This is a genomic window from uncultured Methylophaga sp., assembly GCF_947259025.1.
Taxonomy (GTDB): domain Bacteria; phylum Pseudomonadota; class Gammaproteobacteria; order Nitrosococcales; family Methylophagaceae; genus Methylophaga.
On sequence record NZ_CAMYKO010000006.1, the window covers coordinates 1 to 12387 of the forward strand.

Consider the following 12387-nt stretch of genomic DNA (forward strand, 5'->3'; position numbering starts at 1 on the left):
AAGGGTCAGCCACAGGGATGTGGCTGATAAAGTAGGTCACCTTAAATGCTGAACCAAGACTTGATACGTACCCGGTCCTCATAGAGGCCCGGGTATTTTTTTGTCTCAAGGTTTGGGATAGTCCTGTCTTGAGTCGGGAAGATACCCATGTGACATTATCGCCGGGAGCGATAATGGACGCCGGTAGGCGCCCGAAGGGCTGGGCACAGGAAGTGCCCAGTCAAAGTAGGTCGGAGAATAAGCCAAGCTTAGTGAGGTTGGCCTTTTTATTGTCTCAATGTTTTGCTGTGACCTCACCTGAGCATGGCAACAACTCATGTGACAAAAACGTCAGGAACTTTTTTGGACGCCGATAGGCGCCCGGAGGGCTGGGCACAGGAAGTGCCCAGTCAAAGTAGGTCACCTTAAATGTTAACCCAAGACTTGATACGCACCCGGTCCTCATAGAGGCCCGGGTATTTTTTTGTCTTGAGGTTTCGCATTCCCCAGTCAGACCAGCTCAAAGAAAAAGCCAAATAAAAAAAGCCCGCCTGTAATACACACAGACAGGCTTAGTTAGTCCTCTATGTAAGCAAGCTAAAAAGTATTAAGCCGCAAACGGTGCCTCAACGCCTTCCCCCATACGAATCGCAAAGATCTTGCGTACAGTTTCTTCCGTCTTCCATGTACCGGAGAATCCGGCTTCGACCATAAAGCTATCACCGCCTTGATAGGTGACACTGTTACCATCGCTGTCAGTCAGCGTCGCTTTACCTTCAAACATATGCACCAGCTCGTCCGCGTTGTAGCTGACCTTGTAGGTGCCTGGTGTCGCTTCCCAGTATCCGGTGAGGAATTTTCCGTCTTCAGGCACATGCTCCAGCCAGGTTTTCATGCTCGGTTTACCTTCTATCGGCGTCCAGCCATCGAGATCTGATGTGACAGGCTCAACATTAGGTGCTGTGAATTGTCCGAAAGAGACAGTTTTCATCTCGGTTCTCCAGTTAGATTGATAAGAACTGGACTTTGTCAGTCTCTGACATCAATGGCAATTGGCTAAAGGAGGTAACTGTGTACTTCTTTGGTAGTAAAGTGCTGGGTTATTGACCTGTTAACCAGCGTTGGCAGCTGGCGAGATAGTGCTCTTTATTGAAAGAGGCAAGCATAATTCTGCTGAGCGTGGTTTTGGTCAGCCTCGGGCGCGTCAGTAACTGGTCATCACGCTGCTGCATTAAGCGACCCAGGGTGACCACGCCGCCCAATGTCATCGCTCTGATTTCCCAGCCCAGTCGGCCGTGTAGTGTCGTGCCCAGTTCATGGCCCCGATACATCAATTCAGCTGTTCGTTGATACAGCCTGCGCAAAACGGGGGCTAACTGACTGCTGTCAGGTTTGGTAAGAGACGCCGGGTCTAATCCGTTTTCAGCCAGCATATCCAGAGGAATATAAACTCTGTCCTGCTCACAGAAATCCTGCTCGATATCCTGATAGAAGTTAATCAACTGCAAGGCACTGCAAATGGCGTCAGATTGCGCTAATTGTTGTGCCGTGGGGACACCGTCCAGGTGCAGCAACAAACGGCCGACAGGATTGGCTGAAAAGCGGCAGTAATCAAGCACTTCATCAAAGTCAGTGTATCGAGACTTCAAGACATCCTGTCTGAATGCGATGAGCAAGTCCTCAAAGAGCTGGATGGGTAGATTGAAGCGATCGATCACATCGGCCAGGGCGATGAAAACCGGATTCTGACCGGTATAAAGGTGTTGTCCGACCTGCCGCAGTGCTGCGCTGTAGTGGTTTAGCTGATCAAGCCGTTGCGCTGGCGGGGCATTGCCTTCATCGGCAAAGTCATCGGCATTGCGGGCAAAGGCATAGATGACGCTGATTGGCTGACGCAGGCGTTTTGGTAGCAACAGCGAGGCAACCGGGAAATTTTCGTAGTGTGACTTTGCCAGTTGCCGACAGTAGGCATAAGCCTGATCCAGCGACGGTTCAGTCATCGTCACTGGTTTGCTGTACCTGCCGGGGTTGTTGTTCGACCGGTGGCAGTTCAGTGATTTCATTCTTGCTGCTGATCCCCATCTCAGTGAACTTGCGGGCACCGGGAATGACCTGACGTTCCAGCGAGCCCACTGCGCTGTTGAAATGATTCACGGTACTGCCCAGGCTGTTGCCCAGTTTGCTGAGGTGATTGCCGAATGTCGACAGGCGCTTGTATAGGGTCTCGCCCAGTTCGCGAATCTGTTCGGCGTTTTCGGCGAGGGCTTGTTGTTTCCAGCCATAAGAGACGGCGCGGAGCAGGGCAATAAAATTGGTGGGTGTAGCTAGAATGATATTCTGACTCATGCTGTCTTCGAGCAGCGCCGGATCGACTTCCAGTGCTGATGCCAGAAACTGCTCGCCGGGAATAAACAGCACGACAAACTCCGGTGAGTTGCTGTATTCGGCCCAGTAGTTTTTGCGTGATAATTCCCGGACCCGGCTGCGGATGACCTGGGCGTGACGTTTGAGCTCCCGTTGCCGGTCTTTATCTTCCTTGGCCTGCACGGCTGACAGATAGGCATCAAGCGGGGTTTTGGCATCGACAATGATTTCCCGCTTTTCCGGCAGGCGCACAATCATATCGGGACGGATGCTTCCAGTTTCAGTATTGGTGTGAGTCTGCTCAAAGAAGTCACAATGCGCCACCATGCCGCTGAGCTCTGCCAGTCGCCGAAGCGTCATCTCACCCCATTGGCCACGAACTTCAGGGCGACGCAGGGCCTGCACCAGATTCTGTGTTTCCAGTTGCAGTTGCTGCTGGCTTTTGGTCATCTGGTCGATGGTAGTGCGCAGACTGCCGTAGCTTTCTTTACGCTCTTTTTCAATGTCGTGGATTTGCTTGGTGGTCTGTTTCAGCGCTTCATCAATAGGTTTGACCAGTTGCTCTATCGCTTTTTCTCTGCTGCTCAGATCAGCTTTGGCCTCGCTCTGAAAGCGTTTCAGGTTTTCCTCGGCCAGTTTCAGGAAGCTGTTGTTATTACGGCTAAGGGCTTCATTGGAAAGTTGATTAAAAGTATTGGCGAGCTGGGCCTGGGTTTGCTCAAGCATTTCATTGAGCTTGTTCTGATTTTTCTGTTCCATGTCCAGCGACAGCTGTAACTCGGTGTTTTTTGACTCCAGCGTCCGGATACGTTTTTCGCGCAGGAAATACACGCTTATCGCTCCCAGCAAAGCAGCAGCCAGTAATAACAGGATCAGGGTTGCCGTTGAGCTTACAGCCATTGTTGCAGTTCTTCCGGGTGTTGGATCATGGCATCAGCCTGCCAGTTTTCAGGTTCATCGTCATCTCCGATATAGCCATAGCAGGCTACGATGGTGTGCATATTGGCATTGCGGCCAGCCTCAATATCTCGCTCTGCGTCACCAATGTAGAGGCATCTCGCTGGCTCGGCAGCGGTCAGTTTGCAGGCATGCAGCATCGGTTCAGGGTGCGGCTTGCTGTTGGCGGTGGTATCGCCGCTGACAATGCAGGCTGCCCGTGAACTCAGGCTCAGCGCCTGCATTAGCGGCTTGGTCAAAAAGGCCGGTTTGTTAGTAATCACTCCCCACTTTTTACCGATGTCATCGAGATGATCAATGATACTGGCCATACCATCGAACAAACCGGACTGGCGAGTCAGGTTGTCCTGATAAATCTCTACAAAGCGTTGCTGCAGCGCTTTGAAAGCATCACTGTCAGGCGCGTGGTCAAAGCCCAGTCCCAGCAGGCCAGCACTGCCATGACTGGCGACAGGACGTATGGTTTGGTAGGGAAGTGGGTGCTTACCCTGTTCCTCTAATACCTGGTTCAGCGCATAGGCCAGATCCGGAGCGGTGTCGACCAGCGTGCCATCAAGGTCGAAAAAGACAACATCAAAATCAGCCATATCAGTCCTTACGGCAGTGAACGAGGTAGTTCACCTTGACGTCTTTGCCCAGGCTGAACTGGCGGCTCAGCGGGTTATACGTCATGCCACTGATATTTTTGACGCCAAGCCCGGCCTGGCGACACCAGCTGGCCAGTTCGGCAGGTCGGATAAAGCGTTGATAGTCATGCGTGCCTTTTGGCAGCATATTCATCACATATTCAGCGCCCAGCACTGCCAGCAGATAGGCTTTGGGGTGACGGTTGAGGGTGGAGAAAAACACATCGCCACCGGGTTTGACCAGATCCGCGCAGGCCTGAATGATAGCGGCCGGGTCGGGCACGTGCTCCAGCATTTCCAGACAAGTCACCACATCAAATTCGGCAGCATGCTGCTGCGCCATGGCTTCAGCGGTGCTTTGTTGATAATGAATATCAAGCCCGCCTTCCATAGCATGCAGCTTGGCTATATCCAGAGGCATTTCACCCATATCAATACCCGTCACATGGGCACCGCTCTTCGCCAGCGCTTCAGATAAAATACCGCCACCACAACCGACATCGATAACAGCGGCCTGGTCCAACTGGCATCGCTCGGCAATATAGCCCAGCCTTAGCGGATTAATTTCATGCAATGGTTTGGAGTCGCCCTCCAGATCCCACCAACTGGCGGCCAGGGCTTCAAACTTAGCGACCTCATTAGGGTCGACATTCTGATGGATTTCACTCATTTCTCAGCCTGTTGTATTTTCCGACTCCATTGCTGACTGTCGGCAATAACTTTACGTTCATCGAGGGTGGTTAACTGGCGTTGCTTGAGTAACTGCTTACCGCTTACCCAGACATCAGTTACTTTATCACGGCCAGTGGCATACACCAGTTGGGAAACCACATCATAAAAAGGCTGAGTCTCGACCGAGTCCATGCTGACTGCGATAAGATCGGCATATTTCCCCACTTCCAGCGAGCCGATATCTTTCTCCAGCCCCAGTGAGCGGGCAGCATTGATGGTCGCCATCTCCAGTGCTTGATGAGCGGGGACGCTGCCTGGATCTTGTGCCACAGCTTTGGCCAGCAACGCCGTCTGGCGCATTTCGGCAAACATATCCAAATCATTATTGGAAGCCGCGCCATCAGTACCGATGCTGACGTTGATATCGTGGCGGCTCAGTTCGGCAACCGGGCAAAAGCCGCTGGCGAGTTTCAGGTTAGACTCGGGACAGTGAATGATGTGAGTACCCGCTTCGCTGCACCATCCGATTTCTTCTGGCGTTAACTGTGTCATATGCACTGCCTGCAGGCGGGGTGAGAGTAGGCCCAGTTGCTTCAATCTTTCCAGTGGTCTGACCCCGAACTCCTCAACACTTTGTGATACCTCAGCCGCAGTCTCGTGGATATGCATGTGGATGGAGACATCCATTTCCTCGGCATTGACGGCCAGTCGCTCAAAGGTCTTATCGGCCACGGTATACGGGGCGTGGGGGGCGTAGCTGGTACTGATGCGGGGGTGATGCCGGTAGTGATCGTGAAGCTGATGCCCTTTGTGCAGGTACTCATCAACACTAGCGGCCCAGTTGCTGGGAAACTCAATCACCAGCATGCCCAGGCTGGCACGCATACCGCTTTTATCAATAACGCGCGCCGTGGCTTCCGGGAAGAAATACATATCATTGACACAGGTAGTGCCGCCGCGAAGCATTTCCGCGACAGCCAGTGCACTGCCCGCCTCGACAAAACGGTCACCGACGAAACGTCCTTCCGCTGGCCAGATATGTTCATTGAGCCAGGTCATCAACGGTAAATCATCTGCCAGACCACGAAACAGGCTCATGGCAGAGTGGGCGTGGTTGTTGATGAGCCCCGGTAGCAGGCAATGCTGGTTCAGATCATGAACCGTGTCGGCCTGGTACTGCTGCTTTGCCTCCAGACGCGGCATAAGCGCTACAATACGACTATCTTTGATAACAATGGCATGGTCTTCCAGCACCTGCTGCGAGGGCATGACCGGCACCAGCCAGCGAGCATTAATAATCAGATCGACGGTTTGCATGCCGCTGATTATACCGTTGGCGTTGACGAAAAACCTAGCAACGGACAACTGCAAGCGTCATGTTTTCAGAAGCTGTCCGCACTATGAAGGAGCTAAATTTGACCACCGCAGCGGACACTATCGAACCGATAAGCTGGCGTGATGACCGCCTTTATCTGCTGGATCAGCGACAATTGCCGCATCAACAAAAGTGGCTGGATTATCAGCATCCGGATGAAGTCGCGCTGGCGATTCAGCAAATGGTGGTGCGTGGTGCGCCGGCCATCGGCGTCTGCGCAGCCTATGCGGTAGTGCTGGCAGGGCGTCAGGCCTGGCAGCTGGCAGGCGTGACTTGGAAACAGGCGATGACTGCGCCCCTCGCAACTCTGGATCAAGCCCGGCCTACAGCCGTTAACCTGGCCTGGGCGGTTGAACGTATGACAAAGTTCTATCATAGCCTTCCTGATGATGAAGATCCTGAAGCGGCGCTGCTCACAGAAGCCAGAAAACTGCATCAACAGGATGTAGCAGCGAATCAGGCAATGGGCAGACTGGGTGCCGCCTTGCTGGACAAAAACAGCACGGTGCTGACCCACTGTAATGCCGGTGCGCTGGCCACAGCCGGCTTTGGTACCGCGCTGGGCGTTATTCGTCAGGGCTATCGTGATGGCAGGATCAAACAGGTTTATGTTGATGAAACCCGCCCCTGGCTGCAGGGCAGCCGGCTCACTGCCTGGGAGCTGATTCAGGAGGGTATTCCAACCACTTTGCAGGCAGACGTCGCTGCCGGTTTACTGATGGCCTCGGGTGAGCTTGACTGGATTATTGTCGGGGCTGACCGTATTGCCGCAAACGGAGATGCAGCGAATAAAATCGGTACCTATGCACTGGCAGTGCTGGCTAAGTATCATCAGGTGAAAATGATGGTGGTAGCACCGACAGCGACCATTGACTGGGACTTGCCCGATGGCAGTCTGATACCGATAGAACAGCGCGACAGCAGTGAGGTTACGCACTTTAACGGCGAACCGGTGGCACCGGCCGGTGTCAATGCTGTTAATCCGGCTTTTGATGTGACACCGGCAGGGTTAATTGACGGCATTGTCACCGAGTCGGGTGTTATCCTGTCGCCGACGACTGAAAAAATGCTCAGACACAGGAGGAGTTATGACTGAAACTGCACTGATAACCGGCGCCAACCGTGGCATCGGTCTGGAATTATGCCGACAGCTTTCGGCAAAAGGCATGCATGTGATTGCCGCCTGCCGCAAAGCTTCAAGCGGGCTGAAGTCACTGAACGTCGATATTATCGAAGACGTTGAGGTCAGTAACCCGGACAGCCTGGCAAAGCTCGCTGACAAGTTGAACGGCCGTGAAATTGACTGGTTGATTAATAACGCAGGCATTGCCGGCGGTATTGGTCTGGGCGATATTGATCAATCAGCGATCGACAGTTTCAAACGCATGTATGAAGTGAATAGTCTGGGACCATTGCTGGTCACCCAGGCATTGTTGCCCAACCTGCATGAGGGTAGCAAAGTCGGCATCATCACCAGCCGCATGGGCTCCATTGATGATAATGATTCCGGTGGCAGTTACGCCTACCGGATGTCCAAAGCCGCGGTCAATGCAGCGGGTAAATCGCTGTCCATTGATCTCAAACCCCGTGGTATCGCTGTTGCTATTTTGCACCCGGGCTGGGTCCGTACCGATATGACCGGGCATGGTGGCCTGATTGACCCGGACGAATCCGCCTCTGGACTGATCCAGCGCATGGAAGAGCTCAGCCTGGATAACAGTGGTGGCTTCTGGCATACCAACGGTGAACGTCTACCTTGGTAACGCCCGCCGTTCAAAACAGCAGCAGGGATGCGGCTGTGCCAGAGTATCTGTTTGCCGCCAACAGGCACTGGCCCGCGCTTATTGATGCAGCATTGATGCCTGCCATGTTTGACGACAGTACCCATGAGTTATGGCACTGTCAGACAGCGGACGGGTCATTCATCCTGAAAGTCTGTGAGTCGGACAGGCTGATGTCGTCAGCGACTTGGCAGGTAATGCAGAGTCTGTTTGATTTTTCCCTGGCCGATGAACTGGGCAGCACACAACAGGTTCGTCACCTCATTAACCAGCATGGTCTGCTGGCTATTCCAGATGTGATTGATGCTGCAGCACCGAGCGGGGAAGCGCCGGGCTTTATTCTCAGCCGCTTTGCTGATGGTGAGAGCCTTAACGCAGAGGTTCTGTCGATGTCGATGGTGGAGGATTTTGCCCGTCATATCGCCAAGTTGCATCAGCAAGCCAAAGCAGACTGGGGGCTTTTGACTGTTGCTGACAAGTCCGCGCAGCAGTGGCCGGAACAGCTGATAAAAACTTTTTTGCGTTTCAGCAGCCAGTTAAAAATTGGTGAGCCCTGGTTATACAGGGTGATGTCAGATATTGAACAAATCACGCCCTCATGGTTTTGTCCTGTCATGCTGGATAACCGCTGGGATCAGTATCTGCACTCATCCGGCAGACTCACCACTCTGGTTGATATTGATGCTTTTGTGATGGCGCCGCCTGAGTTGGAACTGGTGCTACTCGAGTATCAACTGAGCGAGGCGCAGGCTGCCTGCTTCGCCCAGGTCTATCAACAGTATCAGCCTATGCCCGAACTGAGCGCAGTCAGAAGCAGTTACCGTTTGTTGCTGTTTTTAATGAATGCGCTGGGAGAAACTGATCTGGATAAATGGATGCGATCAGCGACCAAGTGGTGACAGTGAAAACTTGAAGAACTCGCTCAGGCGCTGCACAGCGAATAAAAGTGTGATTCAGTGAATTCTGTCAGGCTATCAAGGCACAAGCTGGCCTGTTGACACGGGTCAGAGAGTTTCAATGCCGAGGGCACCGCTACGGTTTTGATGCCTGCTTGATGAGCCGCCGTCACCCCGGTCATGGAATCTTCAAACACAATGGCCTCAGTCGCTGTGATCTCTAATTGAGCCAAGCTGTGCAGGTAGATGTCGGGGCTGGGCTTACCATGATCTACCTGATCGGCAGAGACGAGCAGGTCAAAATAGGATTCGATATCCAGCTGTTTCAGCACCACCGGGATCAAGCGATAGGGTGAGTTGGTCGCCAGACCAATTCTGCAATCCTGTCGACGGAATAACTCCAGCACCTGCCGAACGCCCGGCATGGGCTGACCTTGTGCCTGTATGATCTTGGCGACGGTATCAATCACTGCGTTTTCTGCCTGCAGTGGATCCTGGCCTTCCCAGGGCGATTGCTTAAACCAGAACTCGGTGACTTCCCGGGTCGTCATCGCCGCGGTCAATGCACTGAGCTCATCATTAACATCAACGCCCAGTTCGCTGAATACCTGCTTTTCCGCAGCCTGCCACATTGGCTCACTGTCAATCAGCAGGCCATCCATATCAAAAATCACGCCTTTCATTGCAGGTCAGTGCCTAGTTGAGCGCATTTCAGGCAGACTGCAGGCGGTGCAGTCGTGTCCAGTTGAGAAAGCCGGCCAGTGCCAGCACTGTGTAAAGCGAGAACAGGGCTACCGTCGCGTAAAAGCCGGTTTCCAGATAAAGCACTATGGCAGCGGCATCAATAAATACCCAGTACAGCCAGTTTTGCAGGACTTTCCGGGCCATCAGCCAGGTGTTGAGCACAGAAAACACCGTGATCCCGGCATCCAGATAGGGCATTTGAGAGGTTTGACTTGTCGCCAGATAAAAACCGATGATGGCAGTCAACACGCCACCAGTAAGCAGAAATGCCAGGTTATAACTCAGTGGCCAGTTGTGAATGGCAATATTGTTGTCAGCCTGCTGGTGCTGACGCCATAACATAAAGCCATACACCGCCATGCCCATGTAATAGAAATTCAGCAGCGCCTGCATCGGCAATTGCCCGTCCCAGAACAGCAGGGTGTAAATCAGCGTACTGACAAACGCCATCGGCCAGCACCACTGAGACTCTCGGGCCGCGAAAACGATATAGCCCACCCCTAGCAGGGCGGCAAACACCTCCCAGCCTGATAAGGCCATCAGGCCCTGTAATATCGCATCCCACATAACAGTCTAGTCTTCGACCTGATAGCGGTCAGTGCCAATCATTTTCAGCACAAACACGCTGTGCGGCAGCTGTTCAAATACCGCCTCGATTTCGCTGTCCATGGCGTGCATCACATCCCGGTATTCACCAAATATCTGGGTGCTGAGGTTATTTCGGGAGACATTGAGTTTGGGGTTAGTCTCCAGCTTGTCGATAAAGGCCAGGATTGGCTCCACATATTGCTCAGTTAAAGGATACAAGCTGATATCTACAGAAATTCTCATAACAAACCTTTTGCTTAAAAAAGAGGGCGCATGCGCCCTCAAGCCGTGAAATCAATAATCGTAGCTGACGGTGAGGCCGACGACACGGGGTTCCCCGAATTGCTTATAGCTCCGCTCAGCATAAGTAATAGCCGGGTCATTACCAAAGAAGAAGCCACGGGTGTAATAGTCTTTATCAAACAGGTTGCGCCCCCATAAGGTGAACTTCCAGTTGTCCTGGCGGTATTCCAGGCTGGCGTTGTAAATCACATAAGAACCTGATTTGGCGTTGTGGCTGTTGGAAAAGTAAAAGTCATCCTTGCCTTCCATATTAGCCTTGAATGTCCAGTCTCTGTTGAGATACACCTCACCACCCAGACTGAACTGATAAGCCGGGGAGTGAGCGACTCGACGACCACTGCCCACTGGTGGATTGCTGTAATCATCGAACTCGGCATCGAGCAGACCGACAGAGCCGAGCAAGCGCACTTGTTCATTCAGCAACCAGTCCATATCCGCCTCAAGCCCCAGGTGAGTCGCTTCCGCGGCGTTATCATTGAAGTCAATAAACTGTACGCCGACGGCAGTTGAATTCTTAACCTGTGCGTCCTTGCGCTTCATGTAAAAGGCAGACACATTAGTCACCAGATCGCCCTGCAACCAGGTCGACTTCAAACCGGCCTCAAGACTCCAGACATATTCTGTTTCAATCTCACGCTGGTTGGGCGACAGTGAGGCGTTGTTGTTAACACCCCCCGATTTGTAGCCGCGTGAGAAAGAGGTGTAGGCCAATTGATCCTCATTAATCTGGTAATTCAGGCCCAGCTTACCACCGAATAACCACTCATCCGGATTGATTTCCAGATTGTTGGAGTCATTATAGTCTCCATCAAAGTATTCCACCCTCAGACCGCTTATCAGGGTCAGTTTATCTGTCAGGTAGGTGTCCAGTTGCCCGAAAACAGCGGTATTCTGGGTGTCGTAATCACCTTCAAGATAGGTGGCACCGAAAATGCCAAAGTCAGAGTCCTGCTCAAAACCTTCACGCTGATCCAGGTGATAGAAACCGATTGTCCAGTCCGTAGAGCCGTTAAAGATTCGACCGTCTTCATTGGATAAAGCGCGCATCTCTACAGAATAATTTTCCCGCTGACGTTTGAACTCTTCATAACCGATATATGGATCAAGAGCCGGATCGAATTGCCCGGTAAAACCCCAGTCGGCATCGTAACCATAGACCAGGTTGGAATTGCTGTAAGTCAGCTTTGATTGCAGCTGCAAGGCATCACTGACGCGCCAGTCGGTCTTAAGAGCAAAGGCATTGGTATGCTGTTTATCTTCGCCAGGGTTGTCAGCCAGACTATTGCGGCTGTTATCAAAGGTGAAGGCATCGTAGCCGTTATCAATGTTCAGGTGGAGTAGGTTCAGATCAACAGTCAGATCATTACTCACCAGCCATTTTAAATGGCCACGGGTTGTCAGCTCATCGTGGTTTTGCGTGTTGTCGCGCCCCACAAAATCATTGTCCATGTAGCCATCAGAGAGATGCTGATGAACAGCAATCCGGCCCAGCAACTTGTCCTCAATGATCGGGCCACCTACAGCAAGACCGACAGCTCGGGTGTTGTAGTCTGCGAGGGTCGACTCGAAGTTGATGTCGAGCTCTTCTGTTGCCTGTTTGCTCTGCAGGCTGATGGTGCCTGCCAGGCCGTTGGTGCCGAAACGCGTACCCTGCGGGCCGCGAAGCACTTCAACCTGCTCAATATCAAACAAAGTGGCTGCACCGGCGCTGCGACTGAAGTCTATACCATCAATAATAAGGCCGACTGAGGGATTGAGGGGGGCAGCGAACTGACTGCGTTCACCAATCCCCCGAATCTGGAAAAACTGGCCGCGCGAAGCGCCGCTGGAGAGATTAACGTTAGGGGTGAGGTTTAACAGCTCTTCGATATGCTGCGCGCCCCTGGATTCGATCTTTTCTTCATCAAGGCTGGTCAGACTCACAGGTGTATCCTGCGCTTCCCCGGGACGAAAGTCGGCGCTAACGATCATAGATGGCAGATCGGCCGGGGTCACTTCAGCGTTGAGCGGCGGCGCAATGATCGCCGTTAATACGGCGGTGGTGAGATAAGCGTGTTTCATAACTATCCTTACTGAGCATGCAGCGCAAAAGGACAGTGACG

13 protein-coding genes are annotated in these 12387 nt (G+C 52.7%); 3 read left to right on the plus strand and 10 right to left on the minus strand.

Features of this window, described 5'->3' with window-relative positions:
* Window positions 1–586: 586 nt before the first annotated feature.
* The 6 genes from Q0X64_RS09955 to Q0X64_RS09980 all read right to left on the minus strand — a co-directional run bounded on the left by Q0X64_RS09955 (window position 587) and on the right by Q0X64_RS09980 (window position 5915).
* Window positions 587–970: a cupin domain-containing protein gene (locus Q0X64_RS09955; RefSeq protein WP_297812202.1), complete on the minus strand. Its 384-nt coding sequence runs from the start codon at window positions 968–970 to the stop codon at window positions 587–589.
* Between the two features lie 109 nt (window positions 971–1079).
* Entirely contained in the window at window positions 1080–1979 is a 900-nt protein-coding gene (gene hpnC / locus Q0X64_RS09960; protein ID WP_297812205.1) for a squalene synthase HpnC, read from the minus strand.
* Window positions 1972–3243, minus strand: coding sequence for a DNA recombination protein RmuC (gene rmuC, locus Q0X64_RS09965; RefSeq protein ID WP_297812208.1), 1272 nt, complete (start codon window positions 3241–3243; stop codon window positions 1972–1974). The genes hpnC and rmuC overlap by 8 nt, the downstream gene beginning before the upstream one ends.
* Window positions 3234–3887, minus strand: a complete 654-nt coding sequence (locus Q0X64_RS09970) for an HAD-IA family hydrolase (protein ID WP_297812211.1) — start codon at window positions 3885–3887, stop codon at window positions 3234–3236. The genes rmuC and Q0X64_RS09970 overlap by 10 nt, the downstream gene beginning before the upstream one ends.
* A gap of 1 nt (window position 3888) precedes the next feature.
* Window positions 3889–4596, minus strand: a complete 708-nt coding sequence (gene ubiG, locus Q0X64_RS09975; protein ID WP_297812216.1) for a bifunctional 2-polyprenyl-6-hydroxyphenol methylase/3-demethylubiquinol 3-O-methyltransferase UbiG — start codon at window positions 4594–4596, stop codon at window positions 3889–3891.
* Complete coding sequence (locus Q0X64_RS09980) at window positions 4593–5915, minus strand: TRZ/ATZ family hydrolase (RefSeq protein ID WP_297812219.1); 1323 nt, start codon at window positions 5913–5915, stop codon at window positions 4593–4595. The genes ubiG and Q0X64_RS09980 overlap by 4 nt, the downstream gene beginning before the upstream one ends.
* A 98-nt stretch (window positions 5916–6013) precedes the next feature.
* Here Q0X64_RS09980 and mtnA point away from each other — a divergent pair, with 98 nt between their 5' ends.
* Genes mtnA through Q0X64_RS09995 form a run of 3 tightly spaced genes read left to right on the plus strand, consistent with a single transcriptional unit; the run spans window position 6014 to window position 8653 of the window.
* On the plus strand, window positions 6014–7069 hold the full coding sequence (gene mtnA, locus Q0X64_RS09985; protein WP_297812222.1) for an S-methyl-5-thioribose-1-phosphate isomerase: 1056 nt from the start codon (window positions 6014–6016) through the stop codon (window positions 7067–7069).
* Complete coding sequence (locus Q0X64_RS09990) at window positions 7062–7736, plus strand: SDR family oxidoreductase (protein WP_297812225.1); 675 nt, start codon at window positions 7062–7064, stop codon at window positions 7734–7736. Before mtnA ends, Q0X64_RS09990 begins: the two co-directional genes overlap by 8 nt.
* A 35-nt stretch (window positions 7737–7771) precedes the next feature.
* Entirely contained in the window at window positions 7772–8653 is an 882-nt protein-coding gene (locus tag Q0X64_RS09995; RefSeq protein WP_297812227.1) for a hypothetical protein, read from the plus strand.
* A gap of 23 nt (window positions 8654–8676) precedes the next feature.
* Here Q0X64_RS09995 and hxpB read toward each other — a convergent pair whose 3' ends face one another.
* Genes hxpB through Q0X64_RS10015 form a run of 4 tightly spaced genes read right to left on the minus strand, consistent with a single transcriptional unit; the run spans window position 8677 to window position 12346 of the window.
* On the minus strand, window positions 8677–9333 hold the full coding sequence (hxpB, locus tag Q0X64_RS10000; protein ID WP_297812230.1) for a hexitol phosphatase HxpB: 657 nt from the start codon (window positions 9331–9333) through the stop codon (window positions 8677–8679).
* A gap of 28 nt (window positions 9334–9361) precedes the next feature.
* A complete protein-coding gene (gene pnuC / locus Q0X64_RS10005) occupies window positions 9362–9961 on the minus strand; it encodes a nicotinamide riboside transporter PnuC (RefSeq protein WP_297812233.1) in 600 nt (199 codons plus the stop codon).
* 6 nt (window positions 9962–9967) lie between these two features.
* The gene (locus Q0X64_RS10010; RefSeq protein WP_297812236.1) at window positions 9968–10225 is read right to left on the minus strand and encodes a YkoF family thiamine/hydroxymethylpyrimidine-binding protein; all 258 of its coding nucleotides are present in this window, start codon (window positions 10223–10225) and stop codon (window positions 9968–9970) included.
* Between the two features lie 51 nt (window positions 10226–10276).
* Complete coding sequence (locus Q0X64_RS10015) at window positions 10277–12346, minus strand: TonB-dependent receptor (RefSeq protein ID WP_297812239.1); 2070 nt, start codon at window positions 12344–12346, stop codon at window positions 10277–10279.
* Window positions 12347–12387 lie beyond the last annotated feature (41 nt).